This is a genomic window from Thermus composti (assembly GCF_014647535.1).
Classification (GTDB): Bacteria; Deinococcota; Deinococci; order Deinococcales; family Thermaceae; genus Thermus; species Thermus composti.
The window spans coordinates 41,679-63,485 of record NZ_BMPJ01000012.1 but is presented as its reverse complement, the minus strand read 5'-3'; the positions used below and the strand labels follow the sequence as shown (position 1 = coordinate 63,485).

Here is a 21,807-nt window from a genome sequence, read left to right as displayed (position 1 = left end):
CGGTACCAGATACGGGCTGCGCCCGCAAGGGGAGATTTACCACGAAACGGAGATGTGGGTAAAGTCCTGGCTCTTCTATGCCGTGGTATTAGTTTCTAATCTAGTCGTGATATTCGTTCAACTGGCAAGACTTTGGGATCCGCTCGCCGTTGTCGATGTGACCTGGACACGGGTTCGAGAAAACGAGGGAGTCGTCGCGTTTGAACTGAAAAACTCGGCTCCGGTGTCACTCCGTGTCAACAGCGTAGTGGAGCTTTACCATCTTCCAAGAGGCGTCATGATTGAAGTTCCCCCGGTTTCGTGGACGGTTGAATACGTGACAGTTTAGTCCGCAGCGTGTTCTCCGTGTTGGTCTCGCCATTGAGTTTCAAACTCTACTGGACTGAGGTATCCCAGGGCTGAATGCCGGCGCCGGCGGTTGTAGAAGGCCTCGATGTAGTCAAAGATAGCCGACCGGAGCCGTTGACGCGTAGCCCAAGATCCCCGGTCCAGCAGTTCCGTCTGCAACGTAGCAAAGAAGCTCTCCGCCACCGCGTTGTCCAGCGCATCGCCGACAGAGGTCGTGTAAGGATTTATGTGTAAGGGCCCGTGTTTAATAGGGGGGCACACCTTAGCACGAGGAGGTGCCCCGTGGACCAGGATACCTTGCAGATCTTGCTGAGGGAAGCGGTGCGGGAGACAGTAGCCGAGGTTCTGCAGACGGTTCTGGAGCTGGACCGGACGGCCTTCTTGCAGGTGCACGGGGGGCGCAGGAACGGCTACTACCCCCGCAAGCTGGAGACCACCTTCGGCCAGGTGGACCTGAAGGTCCCTAGGGATCGGGAATCTCGGTATTACCCGGCTTTCCTTAAGCCCTACGCCCGCCGCCTGGTGGACGTGGGGGAAGTGGCGGTAGCCCTTTACGCCGCCGGGGTCAGTCAGCGCAAGGCGGCCGAGATATTGAGCCTGCTCTTAGGCCACCGCTACTCCCACGAGACCCTGAGCGCCCTGACGGACGAGGTCCTGGAGGCGGCAGGAGCCTTCCGCACCCGGCCTTTGCCCGAGGAGATGGCCTTCGTCTACCTGGACGGGCTTTCCCTAAAGGTCTTCAGGGAAGGAGAAGGGATCGTGCGGGAAAGCGTGTATGTGGCCCTGGGCATCGCCCCTAATGGGGAGAGACGGGTCCTGGGGTTCTGGCTTTTGCCCACGGAGAGCGCCCTGGGATGGGAGGGGGTCCTGGGGGAGCTTTGGCAGCGGGGCCTGCGGCGGGTGTTGCTCTTTGTCACCGACGGGCTGCCCGGGCTTCCTGAAGCGATCCGCAGGGTCTACCCTCAGGCGGAGTGGCAGCGGTGCGTGGTGCACGGGGTGCGGTGGAGCCTGTCCCAGGTGCGGGTGCGGGACCGGGGCCTGCTGGCGGAGGACCTGAGGCGGGTGTACGGGGCGGAGAGCAGGGATGAAGCCCTTAGGGCCTTGGAGTCAGCCCCGAAGGGGCTACCTTGGGGAGGTGAAGGCCGCCTGGGGTTCGCGGTACCCGGGGGTGGTGGGGCTTTGGGTACAGGATTCGGGGGCCTTCCTGCGGTTCTACGGGTACCCCAAGGTGCTTTGGCCGTACCTGCGGAGCACCAACCTGATGGAGCGGTTTATCCGGGAAGTGCGGCGGGGGACGAAGGTGCGGGACCACAAGTTTCCTAAGGAAGAGGCGGTGTACAAGCTTCTTTACCTGGAGTCGGAGAGGCAGGCTGCTTCGCGAAGCGAACATCTTGCAGGGAGGTGGGCAGAACGGAAACTAAAGGGGTTCTCGGAGGTGAAGGAGGTGCTGGAGAAGATGCTTCAGGAGCGGTATGCCCCCCGTACACAGACTCTTACACAGAGTCCTTGACACGACCACCTCGAGGCCTTGCACTTCCCCACCAGGCGGCGGAAGGTGGGTAGGATTAGTGGCGCATACCCTTTTGGGTTGAGGGGGTCGGCGTGGCCACGGTGGGAGAAAGGGTTATCGCGCTTCTTCGCCTACACTCGGAGGGCATGACGGACGGAGAACTGGCCAGGGCCTTAGGGAAAAGGCGCCCGCACATCAACCGGGTCTGCCTGGGGTTGGCGAAGAAGGGCCTACTGGAACGGAGGAAGGTGGGTGGCATCCTTCGCAACTTTCTAGCGGATCCACCGCCCTCCCTTTCCGATGAGCATCCTTGGACCTGGGAGGGAAACGTCCAGGAACAGGTCGCCCGATTTCTGGAAGAACGGGGTTGGGAGATCCAGCGCAAAGCCGACACTGCGAAGAAGGAGCCTGGGCAGGACCTCGTGGCCCGCTTTCCCGGCACCCCCCGCCTCCTCTGGGTTACGGTCAAGGGTTACCCCCAGGGCACCTCTAAGACCTCGCCTGCGACCCAGGCCAGGCATTGGTTCAAGCGGGCCATCTTCGACATCCTGGACTGGCGGGGGAGGGACCAGGCGGTGGCGCTGGCGGTGGCCCTGCCGGAAAAGGAGGTCTACCGGAAGCTGGCGGACAGGGTCCGCTACCTGCAGCCAATGCTCAGGTTCTCCTTCCTTTGGGTCCGGGAGGACGGCGGGGTGGAGGTAGACGGGGGGCTGGGGTAGGCCTCTTGCCCGGACGAATCTCGGCGCGAGGCGCGTTCTGGCGAGGCCTCGGGGGAACCCCCGGTGAGGGCTCTCCAGGAGCGACCCTCCTCGGTTTGACCCGTGGTCGGGACGCCTTCGAAGGGCAAGATGGGCGCCCACGCGCTAAAGGGCGGTAGTATAGAGACCGTCCTGGCCCCGCGGCCGTGTTGCAGGCAGATTTTTGTTGCCCAATGGAGTCTAAAAACTCCCAAAACTTGAACTCTAAATCCATGGGGTCTGGGCGTTTCTTCTCGCTCCTTCGGTCGTTGCGGGGTCTTGAGCTGGGCCCGGAAGGCCCGTGTGGCTTCTTGGGCGGGGTGGCACGTTTCGGGGCGGGTGGAGGTGCCGGAGGGGGTGGGCTTGGTCTTCCTGCCCCCCTACTCTCCCGAGCTCCAACCCGTAGAGCGGGTGTGGCCCTTGGTGAACGAGGCGGTGGCCGAGCGGTGCCTGGTCCTTGCCCAGGACCCCGAGACCCTCAGGCGGCGCACCCTGTTCCACTGGTGGCCCAGAACGAAGGCATCAGCATATACCCCTTCTTATTCTTAGAGGGGTCCAAATTTGGGGTAGCCCTTCAGGTCGCCTTTTATATGCTGAGGAGAGGGGCTAAGGTGGACGGTCAAAAGGCCTTCGGGGTGGTCCTTCTAGGGCTCATCGCCCTTTACTTCGCCCTTCAGGGGCGTGAGGGGCCCTCGGCTTCTTCTCACCAAGGAGAGGCCTCCCCCACGTGCCAGGCCCGGGTGTGGGCCGCCACCCTGGGCTACCAGGAGGTGCGGCTCCAGCTTGAAGGGCAGGCCTCCCTCATCCGCCTGGCGTGGCCCCAGGGGGGCCTCGAGGTGGAAACCCCCAAGGTGTGCTCGGCGGGGGAGTGCCGGGTGCCCATCCCCCCCGGGGTGAGGCCCGTGGAGGTGAGGGTGGACGCGTGCCCCCCTATCCGCCTGGGGGAGTGAAGGCCTGGGGTCAGCCCCTCCCTTCCAGGGGGGTACCCTTACCACGGTCAGGCCCTCCTTCTTGGCCGCCCGGTAGAGGGTTCGGTCAAAGGTGAGGAGGGCGGTGTCCGGGTAGAGCCCTTTGAGGAAGAGGGCCCCTTCCAGATGGACCGCATCCGCCCCCTTCAGGGGGTGCCTTTCGCATAGGCGGGCCGCCCTCATGTGGCCTTCCAGGGTGGGGGTGAGGACTTCCAGGTACTCCCAGAGCTCGTAGAGTTCCCGGAGGGCCTTGCGGTAGAGGGGACGGGTGAGCCTGCCGTCCCTCTGCATGGCGTGGAAGACCCCCACCGCTTCCGGGAGGGCGAAGGCGCTCGCCGCGTGGGCTTGAGCCTGGGAGAAGGCTTCTCGGGCCAAGTCGGAAAGGTCCTCCCGGAGGAGGACCTTGAGGAGGCCGCTGATTTCCAGGAAGAGCCTCAACGCCTTTGCTCCTGGAGGTAGGCGAGGCTGGGCTTCCCGGGCTTGGGCGCCACGGGCTCAGGGAGGGGAGGCTTCCCCTTCTTGCGGGGAGGGGTGATGAGGAAAGGGCCCTCCTCCTGGGTTTTGGGGCGCGTCTTTCTCGGCATGTCCTTAGTCTACCTGGGCAAGAGGCCCGGGCGGAGTGCCGGGTCAGGGTGTTTCCTTCCGGTACGAGGGAAGCGCCTGTCCCGGAGCGACCTCGCCCGGCGCATGGGGGTGAAGCCTCCGGTGACCACGCCCATCTTTGACCCCCTTTACTTCGGCCACGGCCTGGCGACCCCGCGTGAGGGGCGAGGGCCCCCAGCCCTCGCCGAGGAGTCCAGGACCCCTTATCCCCGCTCCAGGTAGCCTAAGCCCAGGGCCTTGAGGGCCTGCACCCGGAGATCTCCTTGGCACCACCCCCGCGGTCACTTCCACCAGGGTCCACACCCTCTCCAGGTAGGCCGCCAGGGCCCCTGGCTCCTCTACGCCCCCCACCACGTACCCTAGCCCCGGGGGGCCTCACGGGCTGACGGCAAGGACCTGCGCACCAGTGTGGACTTGGGTTGACCAGTTGTGCCCCCGGATCATTCCCCTGGCCTCTTCGTCCAGCCCCACTCCAGCGGAGGCGTGCGCGGTCGTCCCCTGAGGGCGGGGTGCCTCACCCCTCCTCCCCCCACCCCGGCACCACGAGGCTCTTCATCCCGGTCCAGTAGGCCACCTTCTCCCTGGGGTGGCCTTCTTTGAGGAAGCGGCGGATGGCCCGCCAGCGCAAGGGGAGGGCGAGGTCGGCCCGCCTCTTCCCCTCCGCCTTCACCCCGGCGAAGTCCGCGAACTCGGTGAGGATCCACTTGGCCTCCCCCAGGCCAAGGGGCTTCCCCCGGTTCTTCCCCGGGGCGGGCTTGAGGAGGAGGTGGGGATAGGGGAGGGGTTGGTGCCCCGCCAGGAACTCCCTCTGGGGGAGCCAGTCCGAGAGGACCTCCCGGGCGAGAGGGGAGAGGGGGACCTCCCGGAGCTTGGTCCCCCGCACCAGTAGGCTCTTCTCCCGCACGTCCTCCTTCCAGAGGTCCGCCACCTCCTTCACCGTGAGGCCGACTTCTCCCAGGAGGACGAGGAGGACCCGGAGGAGGGGACGCCAGTAGGCGAGGGGATAGGCCCCGGCCTTTTCCAGGAGGTCCTGGTAGGCCTCCTCGGGCATGGCCCGGGAGGGGGCGACCACGGGAAGCTCCTGGCGGGAGGGGAGGCGCACATGGGGGGGCATGGGATGCCCGGCCCAGTCCAGGAAGGGGAAGAGGTGCCTGAGGCTTGCCCGGGCCCGCTCCACGGTGCCCCAGGAGAGGGGCCCCCTTTCCCCTCCGGGGAAGCCCTTCTCCTTGGCCTCCAGGAGGAAGGCTTTGGGGTCCTCGGCCTCCAGGTGGGGCCACCGCCGCCCCTTCAGGGCCAGCCAGCGGACGAAGTAGCCCACGTAATGGGGGGCCGCCCGGTCGGGCTTCTTGCGGCGGCGCACCAGGTAGGCCCAGAGGGCTTCCTTCAGGACCCCTTCGTCCCAGCGGGCCAGGGCTTCTCCCACCAGCCGCTTCCTCTCCTCCGGGTGGTCCCAGGGGTCTAGGGCAAGGCTCTCAGCCATCCTTGCCATCATCTTAGCTACAAACCCCCTCTGCCGCCACCCCGTGTGTACCTAAGACTTCTTCCTCCTCCGATTTTTCCCGTTCCCCGCTCCACTTTCCACACCCCAACCCTTCCTCCGCGAGGGTTGGAGGTGGTCCTGGTGCGGGTGTGGCGGGAAAAAGTGGGAGCAGGCATTCTGGAGGGTCAGCGCACCAGGAGGCGCACCCCCCTGGCCGGGGGCCTGGCCTCCGCCTCTCCCCGGGGCTCCTCCGGGTCCAGGGCCCCGTCCCCGTCCCGGTCCAGGAAGGCGAGGAGGCGGTAGGTCCCGGGGGAGAGGCCTTCAAGCCGGAAAGGCCCCCCTTCCGAGGGCAGGGCGAGGCTCCGGCAAACGCCCCCCTCGGAGCAGGCCGAGAGCACCACCCGGGCGGGAAGGGCCTCCACCTGGACCTCCGCCGTGGCTTCAGCCCCACCCCCTTCCAGGCGCACCCGGTAGGCCCCGGGGGCCGTCCCCGTGGGCGCCCGCACCCGGAGGTGGGCCGTGCCCTGGGCGGGGTTCGGGGCGAGGTAGGCGGAAAGCCCCCCTTCCGCCGCCACCCGCACGGGGACCGGGTAGGGGCTTAGGACCTCCACGGGGAGGCTCCCCTCCTCCCCGGGCTTCAGGGCCAGGCGGCCCTCCACCCGGAAGGCCACCCCGCCCCCCTCCAGGGCCTTCAGGGCGGCGAAGGCGTCTAGAAGCCTCCCCTCCGGCGTGGACCTGCTCCCCGCGAGGAGGGCCCCCTCCAGGGCCTCAGGGGAGGCCGCCCCCCGGGAGCGAAGGAGGGCCAGGGCCGCCGAGACGTGGGGGGCCGCCTGGCTCGTCCCCTTGAGGAGGCGGTGTCCCCCCAGGGTGGGGCCCAGGACCCCGGAAGCCCCGTCCCCCCCGGGGGCGAGGAGGGGGGCGGAGCGGTTGGAGTAGGAGGCGAGCCTCCCCTCAGGGCCCACCGCCCCCACGGTGAGGACCCCCCGGCAGTTCCCGGGGAAGTAGTCCCTATAGTCCCGCCCGTAGTTCCCCGCCGCTGCCACCACCAGGACGCCCCGGGCCCTCACATCGTCCAGGGCCTCCTGCAAAGCGGGGGAGCAGGGGCCCTCCCCGCTCAGGGAGAGGTTCACCACCTGGGCCGGGTGGGGGTTTGGGGGAAGCCCCGGCACGGGGATCCCCGCCGCCCACCGGAGGGCGAGGATCAGGTCGCTCTCCCGCCCCGTCCCCTCGGGGGTGAGGAGGCGGATGGGGAGGATTTGGGCCTGGGAGGCCCCCGCCATCCCCACCCCGTTCCAGGCCGCCGCCAGGACCCCGGAGACGTGGCTCCCGTGGAAGGTCTGGAGGGGGCTTCCCGTGCTGGGCTCCGTGGGGTCGGTGTCCCCGTCCACGAGGTCCAGCCCCGGAAGGAGGACGCCCTCGAGGTCGGGGTGGCCGGGGAGGACCCCGGTGTCCACCACCGCCACCACCACCCCCTCTCCCGTAGCCTCGGCCCAGGCCTCGGGGAAGCGGGCCAGGGGGAGGTTCCACTCCTCGGGGAAGAGGGGCTCGGCCTCGCCCCCCTGGGCCCGGAGGGGGCGGTCGGGCAGGCTCAGCCCGCCCAGGGCCTGGCCTCCCAGGCCCTCCACCCGGTACCATCCCCCGCCCAGGGGCCTCCCCGGGCACCCCTGGGGGCAGTAGGCCATCCGGTCCGTGGCGGCCTGGGTCTGGGGCGCGACCCCTTCCCCGCCCACGTAGACCGTGCCCTCCAGGTAGAAGTCCAAGGAGGAAGCCCCCTCCACCACCAGGCGGAAGGAGGCCTCCCGCCGCATCCCCCCGCCCTCGGCCACCACCCGGGCCTCCCAGGTCCCGGCCTCCCGGGCGGGGATGGCGAGGGAGAGCTCCTCCTTGCCCTCCACCTCCAGGGGAGGAGGGGTCATCCCCGGGGGAAGGCCCTCCACGAAGAGGCGGGCCCTGAGCCCCCTGGCCTCCACCCGCGCCGGGAGGGTGGCCGTCTCCCCCTCCCGAGCCCGCACCTCCTCCTGGCCCAGGGAGAGCCGAAGGAGGGGGGCCTCGAGGGCGCACCCCGTCAAAAGGAGCAGGCTAAAAAGGAGGCTCCAGGTCCTCCTCATCCAGGCCCACCTCCGCTACCCGCCGGGCGAAGGCCGCCTCGAGGGCCTCGTAGGCCTCCTCCAGGCTGGGGAAGTCCCCGAGGTCTTCCCGCTCCCCTCCGGGGCCCTCCCACCAGGCCCGGCACCGCCCCGTGGGCCACTCCTGGACCCACCCGTCCCCCATGGGGGTCTCGTAGACCCGCCGCTTCTGGCTTCCGTCAAACCGGAGAACCCGCATTTACTTCCCCCAAGCCACAGCGAAGTACCCCCGGAGAACCGCCACCACCTCCGGGCTTTCCACCACCACGAAGGCCGCCCCCTTGGGGGCCACGAAGAACCGTCCGTCCGCCAGGAGGAACCACCCGGCCATGGGCGTCCCTCCGAGGCGCACCACCTTCGCCCCCCGGGCCCAGGGAGGAGGCACCTCCCGCCCCAGGACCAGGGTGAGGCGCTTCTCCTTCAGGGCCTCCCCCAGGGAGGCCGGGGGAAGCCCCACGGCCACCACCTCCTGGGTCCGGTTCGCCAGGAACCAGTAGAGCTCCCGCTCGGAGAGCTCCCGCACCTGGGGCAGGCCCTGGGCCAGGGCGGGGGCCAGGGCGAGGAAGAGAAGGGCGAGGAGCCTAGAAGAGCTCCCCGTTTTCAAAAAGCCTCTCCACCTCATCCTCGTCCTCCCAAGCTTCCTCCGCCTCCCGGTCCAGGCACTCCAGGCAAGCCGTCTCCACCTCCCGGCCATCGGGAAGGCGGACTGTGATGATGCCCCTCCCCCCGCACATGGGGCACGCCATCACGCCACCTCCGGCAACGGCACCCGGAACTCCGGGGCCCAGAAAAGCGCCTCCTCCCCCTCGGCGAGGAGAAAGGCCGCCTCAATCCCCCGCTGGTAGAGCCGCCACCCGAGCTCGGGGTGGCGCACCAGGTAGTACTGCCCCGTGGGGTCTGTCCTGACCCAGGAAGCCTCTTCCACGATCCGCCAGAACTCCGCGAGATCCGTCCGCATACGCCTTCTCCCGTGGGGCGAAGCCCCCAAGTCACTTCACCTCCTCCTGCCTCCTCGAGGCGCTCACCACGTAGCTCGTGGCTAGGCGCATCACCAGGGCCACTTTGTTGGAGACGGGGCCGTCCGGGGTGAGCCAGAGCCAGCGGTCCGGGGTGCTGTATCCGGGGGCGAAGAGGTAGCCCTTTCCCCCGGCCCAAAGGATGGGCAGACCCAGGATGACCCCGGAGAGCTCCGGGGCATCCCGCTCACCCCCCACGGCCACCACCTTGAGGAGGCCTTCCTTCACCGCCTCCTTCAGCTCCGCCTCCAGCTTTCTCGCCGTCTTCCCGTCCGTGACGATGTACGCTTTAGGAATCCGTATCCCTCCCGGCGGGCAGGTGTAGATGGGCACGCCCCCGTAGGAGATGTTCTGGCACCCCCCTCCGTGCAGGATGAGCCCGAGGTAGCGGGCCAACGCCTCCACCCCGGCCCCCGAGCCCACCACCATCACCTCCTGGCCGCTCTGGAGGGCCCTCTGGATCTCTCCCCAAGAGGCGGGGTAGAGCATGTCGTCCGGGAGGCCGCACATCTTGAGGGTGGTGCACAGGACGCACTTCGTCACCCGGTACACCCCCCGGAGGACCAGGGAGGGCTGGGAGAAGTCCAGTTGGGCGAGACTACTGGGGTCGCACGAGAGCACCTGGCTGACCTTGTTCAGGTTGTTGCTGATCCCGCCCCAGTCCAGGTTGGAGAGCCAGTCGAACTGGGCCAGGGCCGGGGTAAGGGCTACCAAAAGGGTCAAGAACGCTTTCCGCATCTTCACCTCCCGAGGAGGGGCCGATAGAGCGCCCTCAGGTCCAGGGCGTAGGCCGAAAGGTCCGAGACCAGGGTGTAGGGGGCTCCCCGCACCCCCGGCACCTCGTACCCCTCGGGCACGGAGACCCAGCGCCAATGCGTCCGCTCCAGGGCGAAGGGAAGCACGTAGGGCGGGACTCCCAGGGGCTGGACGGGGCCTTCCAGGGGAAGCGAGGGGTAGGCGATGACGCAAGGGGGGCAGTATTCCACCCGGATGTCGATGGTGAGGGGCACGTGCCAGTAGACCACCAGGCGGGAGAGCTGGCTCCAGGCCCACCCCATCCAGTTCCCCAGGTTCACCTGGGAGAGGTCCACATTGCGGATGTCGGGGACCGTGGTCACCTCCAGAAAGTTCGTGGCCTGGAAGAAAGAGGCGTACCCGAAGGCCTCGTAGACGGGGAGGGAGGAGGGGGGAAGCCAGCGCTTGGCCTCCTCGAACTTCCAGAGGCCCGGGGCTTCCTTCGCCTTCAGGGGCTCATCCTGGGGCTTCCCCCCGGTGAGCTTCTCCACCTCCCCCTTGGCCTTCACCGCCTGGTCCAGGGTCATGAGGGCCGTGGCCGCGCACGAGACCACCCGGTCCAGGTCCCCCGCGCACCCCTTGAGGACGGGGATCGCCCCGGTGAGGGCCCTCAAGGGGGCGTTCACCAGGTTCTCCAGGTTCCCCTTCAGGGTGTCCACCCCTGGAAGGCCCAGGAAGGCCCGGGAGTCAAAGAGGGTCTTGGCCGAGCGGTAGAAGTGGACATAGAGGTACACCTTCTCCAGGTCGCTCCCCGCCCGGTCGATGAGCCGTTTGTAGGTGTCCCAGATGGCCTGCACTTGGTCCCAGAGGGCGGTGAGGTCCGTGGGGAAGAGCTGGGTGTAGACCGGGGCCACCACGCCCCCCGCCCCAAGGAGGTGGCCCTGCCAGGGCACGGGGAGGTAGGCCTTGGGGCTCCCCAGGCTCCTGAAGTCCCTAGGAAGTAAGGAGAGGAGGTCCTGGGGGGTGCTGGGCCTCGGGGTAAGGAGGACCCTCGCCACCTCCTTCAGGTAGTCGGCGTAGTAGTCCGTGAGGGCCTTCTGCATGGCCCGCTCCACCCGGGCGTTGGCCTCCGCCTCGTTGAACCAGAAGGGGCGGGAGGGGTAGCCCGGGGTGCGGAAGACCTCGTACCCCTGGACCAGGACCTTGAACCCCGGGATGTACATGAGGGGCAGGATCTGCATCCCGAGGCCGTCGCAGAACTCCTTCGGGTCCACCTGGGGCACGGGGAGGTACTTGTCCAGCTTGTGGAGCCCCGCCGAAGCCCACTTCCCCAGGTCCAGGGGAGAGGACCGGGTGGCCGCCTGAAGGAAGGCCGTGTCCACCCCCTCGGAGGGCACCATGAGCTTGAACTCGGGGAGAGGAGGATTTAGCTCCGGCCCCTTCACCCCGGCGAGGCAGTAGGCGAACCAGAAGGCGGGGTTGTTGAGCTCGGTGATGACCCTCCAGTAGTAGCGCTCCTCAAAGCGTTGCCAGGCCTTCCTGAGGTCCCGCGCCACCTCCCGGGTGGCCTCGAGGCTGGAGAGGGGGAGGTAGAACTCGTGGCTCTGGGCCTCGGCCCAGGGAAGCCTCCCGGAGCAGTCCTGACCCTGGGTGGGGTCGCACCTTCCCTTCTGGTAGTCCCGGAAGCGGTCCTTCCTCAACACCTCCAGGTAGGGCCACTTCCCCTTCAGCACCTGCTCCAAGCGGTAGTCCGGGGCGGAGAGCAGGTACTTGGTCCAGTCCTCGTAGGTGGGCCCCTGGGCCAGGGCTAGGGAGAAGAGGAAGAGCGCCCAAACCCACCGCATCTCACAACCCCCTTTCCGCGCACCAGTCCCTGAGGGGCTTGAACCACACCTTGGCCTCCTCCCGCCCCGTCCCGGCGAGGGGGTTCCCCTGGGGCGAGATGGAGCGGGTGACGTAGCTCACGTAGGGGTCGCCCTCGGCCACTTCAAGGTCCTTCCCCGTGGGCTGGAGGTAGCCCTCGAGGCCGGGGACCCGGTACCGCTTCCCCTCCGCCGTCACGTACCCGAAGGCCTCCACGGGGCGGTCGTTGTCCGTGGCGTAGCGCCAGGTCTCCTGCCACCCCCGGAGGTAGGCGTAGCCCGTGTAGCGAAACTCGGTGGTCAGAACCACCTGCCGGAGGACGAGGACCTGCTCGTAGTCCGGGGGAGCCATGTAGTAGCTGTCCAACAGGGCCGTCCCCACCGAGCGCCCCGAGCCGTCCACCACCGAACAGGTCCATCGGCCCCACCCGCTACAGGACTTCAGGGTGTAGGTCTGCCCCCCGTAGCTGAACCGAAGCCCCTCCGGGGTGATCAGGCCGTAGTAGGTGCCCAGGTTGTAGAGGGTGGTCGTCCCTCCCTGGGCGTACACGTAGGCATCCCCCCGGTACTGCCCCTGAGTGTCCGACACGGGGAAGTGCCGCACCCCGCTCCAGGTAGCCCCGGAAGTCCACCCCTGCAGGCGAAAATCCTCGGTCCCCCGTCCCACCACGGCGCTGAAACGCCCGTCCCAGTCCTTGGACTTCTCCCCGAGGCTGGCGTACCAGTTGGTGAAGGGAGCCAAAGCCCAATCCTTGAACTCCACCCGGGCCTTCAGGTTCGCCTGAGAGATGTACCCCCACACCAGAGCCCGGGCCTCGGGAAGCCCCTCCTGAGTGGGAGAGAGGGGCGTGGTGAAGGAGAGGTAGTCCGTCTCCTGCCAGTCCGGGCGGTCCACCAGGTAGCGCCCCGCCATCACCGCCCCCTTCTGGGTGTCCCCGGAGGGCGGGTAGATGACGGCGAAGGCCTGCTCCTTGGAGAGGGTGTCCCGGGGCATCACGTGGAAGCGGGCGTCGTTCCGGTAGAGGGAGCAGTAGCTCCTCGCCGTCCCCTCCGGGACTACGAAGCGCTCCTGCCCCCCGTTTCGCGCCCGGAACTCCTGGGCCAGGGTTTGGGTCCACGCGGAGACCTCGGGGACGAAGAACCAGAGGGTGCTCCCCCGGGGCTGGCGGGCGTAGAAGGCCCGGAGATCGCCCAGGGAGGAGAGGACGCTCTTCGCCACCACGTCCCGGTCCGCCGGGGAGATCCCCGAGAGGATGGACCCCTGGACCGAGGGAGGCTGGTAGGACTCCATGCCGGGGTAGCGGTACCGCTCCCTAGCACTTCCTCCAGGGGGCCTCACGGTGAGCCACCCCCCCGCCTCCAGGGGCACGGGGTTGTCCGGGGAGGGCATCCAGGTCTTGGCCCCCTGGAGGGGCCAGACGGCGTACTGCACCTGGTGGTAGGAGGGGCGGCCTAGGAAGTCGTAGACCGTGCTCACCGAGGCCCGCCCCCGGAGGCGGTTCCCTGAGTCGTAGAGGTTGAAGACCGCCCCGTTGTAGGGGGTGTTCGGGGCGTACCCCGAGAGGGTGAAGTAGTCGCACCCGGAGACGCAGAGGTAGAGCCTCCCGTTCCAGGAGAGGGGCTGGGTGGTCGTCCCCTGCGTCGGGTTGGCCCCGCTCTCCACCAAAAACTCCACCACCACGCTGTACCCCTCCCGGGCGTTCCCCTGGAGCGTCCCCCGCACCTCCGTGGAGGGACGGGGGCCGTCCACGAGGCCCACCTGGGCTAGGGCGAGGGTGGAGAGGAGAAGGAGAGGGCTAAACCTTCTCACACCGCACCTCCTACGGGTACTGCCTCCCCCGCTGGAACATGGGGTCAATCATCAAGAGGGTCTTCAGCGTGGGCACCAGGCCCGTGGGGGTCTCCGCCAGGGCCAGGCACCGCCTGCCCTCCGGGGTGTCCTTGTAGGTCTGGCACCCCTGGAGGACCTGGTTCCGCTCGTCCTGGGGCACCGCGGGGTACTCGGGGTCCGAGGGGTCGTAGTACTTGCGGGGGATCACCCGGTCCATGAGGAGGTAGTCGTGCCGAAACCCCTTGACCATGAGGAAGGTCTTGATCTCCACCTTGGGGCCGATGTCCGCGCCCCGGGCGTTCTGCTGGCCGAAGCAGAAGGTGATGAACCCCCCGCAAAGCCTCCCGGTGTAGAGGAGGCCGTAGAGGATGCTGGGGACGTCCGTGAGGACCTTGATCTCCCCCGCCGGGTCCGCCCTCTTACAGATCCCGAGGCGATTACAGTCGTAGAAGTACCCCTGGGCCACCTTGGCGAGGGCGCTCCGCACGGGCTCCGGGACCTCCTTGGCGTAGGCGTAGGCGAGCATGGAGGCCCCCGCCTGCTTGTGGTCCTCCACCAGACGGTGGGCGAACTCCTGGAGGACCTGATCGTAGGAGAGCTCCCGCTCCCAGGTGAGGTAGGCCGCCCCCCGCCCCGAGGTGGAGATCGTCCCGCTCAGGGGCACCCAGTAGCCCCGGAGGAGGGTGCAGGCGTAGTAGGGAGACCCCGGCGCGCCCCCAGAGGTGGTCACCGTGGTTGTCTGCTCTTCACCCTGGGAGTCCCGGTACTTGCAGGACCAGTCCTCCCGCCACTCCTTCCAGTAGACGAAGGCTTCCGCCGTGAAGCTGTGGAAGCCGTTGTCCCGGAAGGAGAGGTTTCGGGTGGACACCTGGACCTCGGGGCACCCCTGGACCGGGTTGGGGGAGAGGAGGGCGGGGTAAGTGAAGCCCCCCGGCCCCTCGTCCTTGGTGGCGAGCTGGCTTCCTGTCCACCGCACCCGCACCCAGGCCGTGGTGGAGGGGGAGGAGGTCCAGGCCCGCACGGTAAAGGCCCCAGGAGAACTCAGGGCGGTGGGGGAGACGGTGAGGTAGACCTGGGGCCTCCCCGCGGGAAGCTCGGGGTAGTCGGGAGGGGTGTACCGCACGGTGCAGGTCTTGGAGGTCTGGGCGAGGGCGAGGCCCAGGAGGGAGAGAAGTGGCAACATGATGCGGCGCATAATACCGCATTATAGCAATGTCTGCTCAGCGAAGGGCCCGCTCCGCCTCCGCCAGGCGCTCCAGGAGGGCCTCCCGCCGCCTCAGGAGGGCCTTGTAGCGGGCCAGGGCCTCCAGGAACTCCCGGGGTCGGACGAAGCCCTCGGGGGGTTGCCACCCCTTGCCCAGGTACTTCCACCGCCACCGGCCCCCCTTCTTCACCTTGAGGTAGGGGTAGGGCCCGTGGGGGCACTTCCGGCAACGCTCCTTCCCGCACTTGACCCGCCGCCAGTAGACGGGGAGGGGGGAGAGGGCCTCGAGGGCCTTGCGCTCCTCCTCCAGGCGGGCCTCGAGGGCGGCGAGCTCCTCCTTCAGGCGGACGAGGGCTTTTTCCAGCATCTTAGCTACACGCCCCCTCTTCCTTTGCCCCCCGTGTAGCTAAGAAAAAAGGGGGCGGGGGGCGGCCCCCTCAGCGGGCCTTCACCTTCCAGTAGGCCTCTTGCCTGCCGTACACCCAGGCGGCGTGCTCCGGGGTGGGTGGCTCGGCGTAGACCAGGTTCCATCCGGGGGAGAGCTCCAGGTCGTACTGGACCTGCCTCCCCCCGCACGCCTGGAGGCCCTTCTTCACCACCCCCTCTCCCGTGTAGACCAGGGCCCAGTATTCCTCGGCGGGGTAGGGGTAGGGGAGGGCCCGGGGAAGGAGGACCAGGCGGGCCTCGAGGCCGTCGGGGTAGAAGAGCCCGCCCCTGACCTCGTTCCGCCCGTTCCACCAGGCCACCTGGACCTGGGTGCCCGTGCACCAGGGGTCGGCGTCCAGGTAGGGGTCGGGGGTGGGGACGAGGCCCCGGAGGGAGAGGTAGACCCGCCCGTCCACCACCGGGGCTTCCCGGGTGAGGACCCTGAGGGTGCCCTGGAAGGGCGTCCCGTTCCAGGCGGTGATCCGCATCCTGAGCTCCTCGGCGTTCAAGAGCTGGTACTCCCCCTCCGTCCCCGCCCCGGGGAGCTCCCCGCAGGCGGCGAGGAGGGGGAGGAAGGCGAGAAGAAGCCAGAACCGCATCCTCATACCTCCTAAAGGCGGATCCCGTGCCTGTGAAGCACCTCTCCGAGGGCGAGGAGCAGGGCGTGGTTCACCTCGGGGATGGGCTTCGCCAGGCTTCCGAGGACGGCGTGGGGCACCTCTTCCCCGTTGAAGAGGCCTTTGCGCCGCCATTCGATCCTGAGGCCCGCTTCGTAGAGGGGCCCCAGGTCCACCTCCTCCGCCTGTAGCTGTCCCTCGCGCTTGAGGACGCCCACCGCCCCGGAGTGGAGGCCGTTGTAGAAGAAGACCACCCCGAGGGGCAGGTAGCGGTAGGCGTAGTGGTTGATCCGGTCATAGCTCCAGGGCTCGGGAGCAAGCCAAGAGAGCACGTGCTCCATCCTCTCCTCGCTCCAGGGGAAGGAGATGGCCGTGTCCTCGGCGAGGTCCACGTTCACATGGTTTCCCAGAGCGGGTCTCGCCTGGAGCTCCTGCAGGACCTCCAGGGGGATCACCTTCTCCAGGAAGGGTTGCGCCTTCCTCCCGATGGTCCACCCCAGCATCGCCTCGGCGAGCAGGGGCAGGCTCGCCTGGCGCACCAGGAGCTTGAGGGCCCCCGTGTCGCCCTTCTGCGCCAGCCTTTCCGCCATCTGCAGGATCGCTTTTGCGTTCATCCTCACCTCCCACTATGCCCCGAAGGGCCTTTCACCGCCTTACACGCGGGCCTCGAGGGCGTAGAGCACCACCCCCTTCCGGCCCAGGACCTCGTACCACACGCTCCAGCCGTCCACCCGCATCTCCCGGGCGAGCCGCACCACCCGCCCCTCCCAGGGCACCATGGGCCAGGGACGGTCGGAGAGGCCGGAGTAGTGGGGCCTGCCCAGGAAGCGTAGCCGCTCCTCCGCCTGCTTGAGGACTCGCGCGAACTCCACGTCTACCCCTCCCCTGTGTAGCGAAGACAGAGGGCCTCGAGGTCCTCCCGCCGCTCGTACCGGAACCTCCGAGGGTGGGTGGGGTCGTAGATCTGCTCCTCTACCCGGGCCACCCTCTTGTCGGGGAAGAAGCCCAGGTGGTGCCGGAGGTCCTGTTCCAGGCGTTCCTCCACGAGGTCGAAGCTCGTGGTGGTGCCGTCCGCGAAGCGGATGACCACCCGCCTCATCCTTCCTCCCTCCCCAAGACCTCCAGGTAGAGGCCCTGCCGCCTGGCCTCGAGGTAGGCCCCCGAGCGGTAGGTCCTCGCCCACCGCCCCCGGGACAGGGCCTCTAGGAAACGCTCGTAAGCCTTCCAGTCGGGGAAGCGCCGCTCCCGCCGCACGAGCTTGCCGTTTTTTAAGATGATAAGCACCGCTTTCATGCTTTCCTTGCCTCCTACCCCCTCCCGTGGGGCCGCTAGGCCCCCGGGCCCTGAGAGGGCTTGGGGAGGGCGCTTTTGGGGCCCGCCCTCCCCCGTTCTGCGCGAAAGAAAACTTTCGCGAAGAAGAAGGGCTCTAGTTCCCCCATGGCGCAGCGGCCAACCCTTCGCCCTTGAGCGGGGTAGGCACCCGAAGCCAGAGACCAGAGTGGGTTCACCGGTCGAGGTGTGTTTCGGTTAGACCTACCTAGCTAAGGATGTTTGCAAGAACGGCGGCCCCGGCTTAAGATGAGGTTACTGGCTCTGGGGCGGTTGTGGGACTCTTTTCCAGACTTGACCGTTATACCGCATAGAGCCCCAGGAACCTGAGGGCGGAGAGGGGATGGAAGGAGAAGGTCTCCAGGGCCGCTTTCAAGGTACGCTGGCGCGTGATCTTCTCCCGCATCCCCCTGCGGTGCAGCAGGGACACCAGAAAGGCCCGGAGGGCGGCCAAGACCTGCGCCCCCACGTTCCGCACCTGGCAGGCGTCCTCAAGGTAGCTTCGCTGACCATGGAGGAGGACGTCCCGTACCCAAAAGGACCGGTTCTCCATCTTCCACCGGGAAAGGAGAAGCTCCCCAAGCCGCCTCGCGTCTGCTTCCTCGGTCCCCAGGCTGGGGAGGGCGTAGCTCGCCGCGCGCCGTACCTCCCCCGTCCCCTTGTGCACCACCTCCCGCTCCACCCGCACCACCTGTCGGCACCCGGGAAAGGCCAAGAGCGCATCGGGCAGATAAGGGGAAGCCCAGACCCGGTAGGTCCACACCTCCCCGTCCCGCACCACCTCCCAAGCTGACTCCGTCTCCCCGGGAAGCCGCCTTTCCTCCATCCCCTTGAATACCTCCAGAGCCCACTCCAGCAGTTCCCCCTGGTTGGCCTTCAGGACGAAGAGGTATGCCCCCCTTTTTCCACCACCTTCCCCGCCACCTCCGGGTACAGGTACCCCGCGTCCCCCACCACTACCTTCCCTTTGAGCCCCTCCGCCCCCAGGCGGTCCAGGAGCTCCAGAAGCGCTTGGTCCTCCACGAGCCTGACCTGGGGGCTCTTCCCCTTGCCGCTTCCCCGGAGGTGCTTCCCGTCCACCACCAGGACCCCTCCCAGGTCCACCTCGGGGAAGACCTGGAGGAGGGCCTCCTGGAGCTTCTTTGGGTCCAGACGGTGAAGGAGGAGGGTGAGGATGGTGTGGCCCGGGGGGTTGCGCAGGCCCAGGTGGGGCAAGAGGTGAGGGTTGGCCCGGGCGAAACGTTCCACGCCGCGCAGGGAGTCCACGCGGGCGAGAAAGGCCACCAAGATGAGGGCCAACAAGCCCCACAAGGGATACCGCCGGTTGCGGGCCCTGGGGTCGGGGACTTGGGACAAGGCCTCGCGTAGGGTCATGCCCCCTCTTTACCCCAAGGCCGCATATCGGTCAAGTCTGGCCGGAGGTGGTGCTGTACCACCACGAACACTGGGACGGCACGGGCTACCCAAAGGGGCTCAAGGGGGAGGAGATTCCCCTTCCCGCCCGGGTCTTTGCCGTGGTGGATGTGTGGGATGCCCTTCTCTCCAAGAGGGCCTACAAACCCGCCCTCTCCGAGGACGCGGCCCGGATTGAACTCCTCTCCATGGCGGGCAAGAAGCTGGACCCGGGGCTGGTGGAGGTGTTTTTGCAGGTGGAGGGGATGGACAGTAAAGCCCACACCCCCTAGGGGTGTGGGCCTTGCACAACCTGGTCAGCGCCGCCACACCACCTGGACCGCGCTCACGGTGTAGGTGGGCAGGAGGTCGTTGTTGAGGCCCGTGGTGTAGAGGGTGAGGCCGCCGTTGACCGCAATTCCCTCGTTGCTGGAGCTGGTGTCCACCTCACCTCCCGCGGCGATGCCCCCGCGGTAGGTGGCGTTGCCGTTCAGGGTGACCTTGCCCGTGGCCCAGATGAAGGAGGCACTCTGGTCGTTGCTGTAGGACCCGTTGAAGGTGACGTTCCCGCCGGAGATGAGGAGGGGAGAGGCGTTGGCGGAGCTTTGCAGCCTGCCGTTGAAGGTGATGGTGTTCTGGGCCACGAGGGCGCTCGCCCCGGAGAAAAGGGGCCGGTTGTTTCCGTTGAAGGTTATTCCTGAGCCAGAAAAAACCTTGGAATCGGTGAAGGTGGGCTCAGCGTTGAACTGGAGCCCGTTTTTCCCGTAGACCGTGGCGTTGGTGAAGGTGGAGTCTGCCTTGAACTGGATCTCGCCGTTGCTGAGGATCTTCCCCCCGTTCACCGTCACGGTCCCATCCAAAACAGCGTTGTTCTGGGTGACCACCTGGGCATTCGTCCCCACGCTGAGGCTTCCCCGCTGGTTGCCCTGCGCGTCCACCTGCAGCTCCCCGTTCACCTCCAGCCGCGCCCCCGAGGCCAGGGTCAGGGCGCCGTCCTTGCCCACCTTGAAGTTGCCCTCCACCCGCAGGGTGACCCCGGAAGGAATGGTGAGGGAAGCGTTCAGGTCCGGCAGGTTCTGCACGCAGATCACCGCCCCGCTTTGGGCCCCGGCCAGAGCCGCACTCAGGGCGCTGAGGAGGTTGTTACCCGTCACGGATAGGGTGCAGGGGCGCCCCGCCGTGGCCTTGGCGTAGGGGTTGTCCGCCTGGGCCAGGCCCAGGTGGGTGCTCCAGAGGTTGCTCAGGTTGGGGGCAGGGATCCGGGTGGCGGTGCCCACCGTGGCCATCACCCCCTTGAGGCTGTCGTAGCAGGGGGTGTTGTAGCTGGCGTCGTTTTGGCTGGGGGGATTGCCCCAGACGGGGCAGACCAGGGACACCGGCTTGCTCCCCTGGCAGAGGAGACTGTTGTTGGCGGGGTTGCACTGGCTGGCGTAGATGCTCCCGGTGAAGAGGGCCTTGCGGGTGGCCTCGTCCACTTGGTTCAAGGACTTGCACTCCACCGTCCCCGAAGCGTTGGGCAGGCAGATCCGGGGGTCCTGGTCGTTTAGGGTATACCCCTCGTCCCCGTGGAGCCGGGCTCCGTAGAGCTGGATCTGGCCGTTGACGACAATCCGCCTCCCCGTGAACCACCCCTCGCGGAAGGCGGTGCGCACCTCCACGGTGCGGGTGAGGACCGCCTTGGCGGTGTGCCTGGCCCCCCCTGAGGTGGCGGCGCTCACCACCTCGTACTGGGTGGGCGGGTTTCCCCCGGAGGGGGTGACGGTCACGGTGTAGCCGTCTCCTGTAAGGGTGGTGCTGGCCGTGGGAGGGTTGGCCCGGATGAAGGCCACGGCGTGGGCCACGCCTCCCTCCGCCAGGGCCTTGGCCTGGGCCTTTTCCCGCAGGTTCTTGGCGCTTTCCAGGTTGCCCTGGGCGAGGAAGGAGAGGGAGAGGCCCAGCATGAGGACCGCCACCATCACCCCCAGGGCCACGACGAGGGCAAAACCTTCTCTTTTCATCCGCCACCTCCTACTTGCCCAAGTTGGGCGTCAGGGTCACCACCAGACGCTCGGCCCGGGGATAGCCGTCCGTGAGGGCCGTGTTCGAGAGGCCAAAGGTGGAGAGGGAAAGCCCATCGGGGAAGGCCAGGCTTGCTCCTGGGGTGAACGCCCTGGCCCCCGTCTTGGCCTTGCCCTTGAGGCGGATGTAGACCGCCACCGCCGCCACCTTGTCCCCCGGGGTGCCCGAGGCCATGGTCACGGTGCGGTTCCCCCGGGTCCAGCCTCCCCCGGGGGCGCGGTAGGCCACCCGGAAGGCCTCCACCTCCCCCTCGAGGGCCCGCCCCAAGACGGGGAGGCCGTCCGTGCCGCAGGCGGGGAGGCCCGTGGCGGCGGGGCTGAGGCAGATGCCGGCGCTGAGGATCCCGCCCTCCGCCTTGTAGCGGACCGCCTTCACCCTCCCGACCCCCTCCGCGAAGCAGAGCCCCTCCATCCCCGCCTCGCAGGCGTAGCGCAGGGTGAGGGCATCCTCCTCCCCCTGGGCCGTCCCCTTCTTCAGGTCCAGGGCCGTTCCGGAGTCCATCCCGTACCCCGCCACGAAGAGTTCCCGGGAGAGGGCGGAGGCCAGGAGGGAGGCCTCGTCCGCCAGGAGGGCCTGGGGGCGGACGCGCCGCTCCAGCAGGGCGGAGGCGGAGAGGCTTCGCGCCGCGATGCCCAGCAGGAGGGCCAGCACCGCCACCGTCACCAAGAGCTCCACCAGGGTAAAGCCCCGCCTCATGGCGCAATCACCGTCCTCAAGGTCACCTGGGGGCGGTCCGCGGGCACGGCGAGGGTCACCCGGTAGAGGCTGCCCGTGCTCCCGCCGCAGGTGAGGCTCCCGTCCGTCCCCACGGCACAGGGCTCGTAGGTACACCGCCCCGTCTTCCCCCCAAGGGTCACGATGCCCCCGGTGCTGCTCCCGCTTGCCGCGCACACGGAGGCGATCTGGCCTGGGTTGCGCCGCAGGCCCTCCAGGAAGTTCTCCGCCTCCCGGGTGAGGGCCTGCACCTGCCTTCCCGTGCTCCCCGCCCGCAGGGAGGAGACCTGCAGGCCCACCAGGGCCAGGAGGACCACCGAGAGGAGCCCGAGGCTCAGGACCACCTCCAAGAGGGTGAGCCCTTCAGTTGCACGCACCCCGCACCTCCTCCACCGCCCCGCCTGCCCTCAAGCAGAGGCGGGCCTGACGGCTTCCCACGCTCAAGGTCAAATCCCCGGTCCCCGCAGGCTGGCCGAGGCCGTTGAACCGCCAGGGGCCTCCGCCAAAGGAGATGCCCTGGGGATTTAACTCGCGCAAGGTGGCCTCGCCCGCATCCCATTGCCCGTTGCCGTTGGCGTCCACGTAGACCCCCAGGCGCCCGTTCTGGACGACGAGCAAGGTAGGGGACTCCCGCCGCACCGCCTCGGTGCGGGCCAAAGCTGCTACCTGGCGGGCCTCGGAGAGGGCAGCCCGCAGGCGGAAGGCAGCCACCCAGTCGGAGCGGGCCACCAAGGCCAGGAGGATGCCCAGCACCCCCAGGACCACCAGCAGCTCCAAAAGCGTCATGCCCCTTTGCAAGCCACCACCTCCTCCCTGGGCATACCACGGTCTGGGGGGCGGGTGCATCCCCC

26 protein-coding genes and 3 pseudogenes are annotated in these 21,807 nt (G+C 68.1%); 5 read left to right on the top strand and 24 right to left on the bottom strand.

What is annotated here, in order from left to right; translation table 11 throughout:
- On the top strand, window positions 1-328 hold a 328-nt coding region (locus tag IEX93_RS11525; RefSeq protein ID WP_229906113.1), incomplete at its 5' end, for a hypothetical protein.
- On the opposite strand, the pseudogene IEX93_RS06410 reads toward IEX93_RS11525, so the two are convergent.
- Window positions 325-576, bottom strand: a pseudogene (locus IEX93_RS06410) (IS3 family transposase); the annotation flags it as partial. The gene IEX93_RS11525 and the pseudogene IEX93_RS06410 overlap by 4 nt on opposite strands.
- A 12-nt stretch (window positions 577-588) precedes the next feature.
- On the opposite strand from IEX93_RS06410, the pseudogene IEX93_RS06405 reads away from it, so the two are divergent.
- From IEX93_RS06405 to IEX93_RS11850, 3 genes and pseudogenes are all read left to right on the top strand, one after another.
- Window positions 589-1,858 (top strand): annotated as a pseudogene (locus tag IEX93_RS06405) (IS256 family transposase).
- Between the two features lie 146 nt (window positions 1,859-2,004).
- Window positions 2,005-2,577: a MarR family transcriptional regulator gene (locus IEX93_RS06400; RefSeq protein WP_229906112.1), complete on the top strand. Its 573-nt coding sequence runs from the start codon at window positions 2,005-2,007 to the stop codon at window positions 2,575-2,577.
- Between the two features lie 321 nt (window positions 2,578-2,898).
- A complete protein-coding gene (locus IEX93_RS11850; protein WP_188847397.1) occupies window positions 2,899-3,144 on the top strand; it encodes a transposase in 246 nt (81 codons plus the stop codon).
- Between the two features lie 95 nt (window positions 3,145-3,239).
- Here IEX93_RS11850 and IEX93_RS11515 read toward each other — a convergent pair whose 3' ends face one another.
- The 19 genes and pseudogenes from IEX93_RS11515 to IEX93_RS11890 form a co-directional block, all read right to left on the bottom strand.
- Window positions 3,240-4,001 (bottom strand): type II toxin-antitoxin system VapC family toxin, encoded by a 762-nt coding sequence (locus IEX93_RS11515; protein WP_229906111.1) that lies wholly within the window; start codon window positions 3,999-4,001, stop codon window positions 3,240-3,242.
- Entirely contained in the window at window positions 3,998-4,147 is a 150-nt protein-coding gene (locus IEX93_RS06385; RefSeq protein ID WP_188847392.1) for a hypothetical protein, read from the bottom strand. Before IEX93_RS06385 ends, IEX93_RS11515 begins: the two co-directional genes overlap by 4 nt.
- 533 nt (window positions 4,148-4,680) lie before the next feature.
- Window positions 4,681-5,646, bottom strand: a complete 966-nt coding sequence (locus IEX93_RS06380; protein ID WP_188847391.1) for a site-specific integrase — start codon at window positions 5,644-5,646, stop codon at window positions 4,681-4,683.
- Window positions 5,647-5,831: 185 nt separating this feature from the next.
- On the bottom strand, window positions 5,832-7,754 hold the full coding sequence (locus tag IEX93_RS11745; protein WP_188847390.1) for a S8 family serine peptidase: 1,923 nt from the start codon (window positions 7,752-7,754) through the stop codon (window positions 5,832-5,834).
- The gene (locus tag IEX93_RS06370) at window positions 7,726-7,971 is read right to left on the bottom strand and encodes a hypothetical protein (RefSeq protein ID WP_014632265.1); all 246 of its coding nucleotides are present in this window, start codon (window positions 7,969-7,971) and stop codon (window positions 7,726-7,728) included. Before IEX93_RS06370 ends, IEX93_RS11745 begins: the two co-directional genes overlap by 29 nt.
- Window positions 7,972-8,394 carry a hypothetical protein gene (locus IEX93_RS06365; RefSeq protein ID WP_188847389.1) on the bottom strand — a complete coding sequence of 141 codons (423 nt, stop codon included), beginning with the start codon at window positions 8,392-8,394 and terminating at the stop codon, window positions 7,972-7,974.
- Window positions 8,354-8,518, bottom strand: a complete 165-nt coding sequence (locus tag IEX93_RS06360; protein ID WP_188847388.1) for a hypothetical protein — start codon at window positions 8,516-8,518, stop codon at window positions 8,354-8,356. The genes IEX93_RS06365 and IEX93_RS06360 overlap by 41 nt, the downstream gene beginning before the upstream one ends.
- Window positions 8,518-8,730, bottom strand: a complete 213-nt coding sequence (locus IEX93_RS06355; protein ID WP_188847387.1) for a hypothetical protein — start codon at window positions 8,728-8,730, stop codon at window positions 8,518-8,520. The genes IEX93_RS06360 and IEX93_RS06355 overlap by 1 nt, the downstream gene beginning before the upstream one ends.
- A 31-nt stretch (window positions 8,731-8,761) precedes the next feature.
- The gene (locus IEX93_RS06350) at window positions 8,762-9,526 is read right to left on the bottom strand and encodes a hypothetical protein (RefSeq protein ID WP_188847386.1); all 765 of its coding nucleotides are present in this window, start codon (window positions 9,524-9,526) and stop codon (window positions 8,762-8,764) included.
- 2 nt (window positions 9,527-9,528) lie between these two features.
- Entirely contained in the window at window positions 9,529-11,367 is a 1,839-nt protein-coding gene (locus tag IEX93_RS06345) for a hypothetical protein (RefSeq protein ID WP_188847385.1), read from the bottom strand.
- 1 nt (window position 11,368) lies between these two features.
- Window positions 11,369-13,195 (bottom strand): hypothetical protein, encoded by a 1,827-nt coding sequence (locus IEX93_RS06340; RefSeq protein WP_188847384.1) that lies wholly within the window; start codon window positions 13,193-13,195, stop codon window positions 11,369-11,371.
- 10 nt (window positions 13,196-13,205) lie between these two features.
- Window positions 13,206-14,411, bottom strand: a complete 1,206-nt coding sequence (locus IEX93_RS11740) for a hypothetical protein (protein ID WP_188847383.1) — start codon at window positions 14,409-14,411, stop codon at window positions 13,206-13,208.
- 25 nt (window positions 14,412-14,436) lie between these two features.
- On the bottom strand, window positions 14,437-14,787 hold the full coding sequence (locus IEX93_RS06330; protein WP_188847382.1) for a DUF6788 family protein: 351 nt from the start codon (window positions 14,785-14,787) through the stop codon (window positions 14,437-14,439).
- 70 nt (window positions 14,788-14,857) lie between these two features.
- The gene (locus IEX93_RS06325) at window positions 14,858-15,445 is read right to left on the bottom strand and encodes a hypothetical protein (protein ID WP_188847381.1); all 588 of its coding nucleotides are present in this window, start codon (window positions 15,443-15,445) and stop codon (window positions 14,858-14,860) included.
- Between the two features lie 11 nt (window positions 15,446-15,456).
- Window positions 15,457-16,077 (bottom strand): DUF6710 family protein, encoded by a 621-nt coding sequence (locus IEX93_RS06320; RefSeq protein ID WP_188847380.1) that lies wholly within the window; start codon window positions 16,075-16,077, stop codon window positions 15,457-15,459.
- A 39-nt stretch (window positions 16,078-16,116) separates the two neighbouring features.
- Complete coding sequence (locus IEX93_RS06315; protein ID WP_188847379.1) at window positions 16,117-16,335, bottom strand: hypothetical protein; 219 nt, start codon at window positions 16,333-16,335, stop codon at window positions 16,117-16,119.
- A gap of 2 nt (window positions 16,336-16,337) precedes the next feature.
- Window positions 16,338-16,562, bottom strand: coding sequence for a hypothetical protein (locus IEX93_RS06310; protein ID WP_188847378.1), 225 nt, complete (start codon window positions 16,560-16,562; stop codon window positions 16,338-16,340).
- Window positions 16,559-16,756, bottom strand: coding sequence for a hypothetical protein (locus IEX93_RS06305; protein ID WP_188847377.1), 198 nt, complete (start codon window positions 16,754-16,756; stop codon window positions 16,559-16,561). The genes IEX93_RS06310 and IEX93_RS06305 overlap by 4 nt, the downstream gene beginning before the upstream one ends.
- 337 nt (window positions 16,757-17,093) lie before the next feature.
- Window positions 17,094-18,166, bottom strand: a pseudogene (locus IEX93_RS11890) (transposase family protein).
- Between the two features lie 50 nt (window positions 18,167-18,216).
- Here IEX93_RS11890 and IEX93_RS06295 point away from each other — a divergent pair.
- Window positions 18,217-18,477, top strand: coding sequence for an HD-GYP domain-containing protein (locus IEX93_RS06295; RefSeq protein ID WP_041445208.1), 261 nt, complete (start codon window positions 18,217-18,219; stop codon window positions 18,475-18,477).
- A gap of 24 nt (window positions 18,478-18,501) precedes the next feature.
- Here the strand turns inward: IEX93_RS06295 and IEX93_RS06290 are convergent, their stop codons facing one another.
- From IEX93_RS06290 to IEX93_RS06275, 4 genes are read right to left on the bottom strand one after another with little or no spacing between them, the layout of a single operon-like run.
- Window positions 18,502-20,181, bottom strand: coding sequence for a pilus assembly PilX N-terminal domain-containing protein (locus tag IEX93_RS06290; RefSeq protein ID WP_188847376.1), 1,680 nt, complete (start codon window positions 20,179-20,181; stop codon window positions 18,502-18,504).
- 10 nt (window positions 20,182-20,191) lie between these two features.
- Window positions 20,192-20,938, bottom strand: coding sequence for a prepilin-type N-terminal cleavage/methylation domain-containing protein (locus IEX93_RS06285; protein ID WP_188847375.1), 747 nt, complete (start codon window positions 20,936-20,938; stop codon window positions 20,192-20,194).
- On the bottom strand, window positions 20,935-21,333 hold the full coding sequence (locus tag IEX93_RS06280) for a hypothetical protein (protein ID WP_014511366.1): 399 nt from the start codon (window positions 21,331-21,333) through the stop codon (window positions 20,935-20,937). The genes IEX93_RS06285 and IEX93_RS06280 overlap by 4 nt, the downstream gene beginning before the upstream one ends.
- Window positions 21,320-21,802, bottom strand: a complete 483-nt coding sequence (locus tag IEX93_RS06275; RefSeq protein WP_155983642.1) for a GspH/FimT family protein — start codon at window positions 21,800-21,802, stop codon at window positions 21,320-21,322. The genes IEX93_RS06280 and IEX93_RS06275 overlap by 14 nt, the downstream gene beginning before the upstream one ends.
- Between the last annotated feature and the right edge of the window lie 5 nt (window positions 21,803-21,807).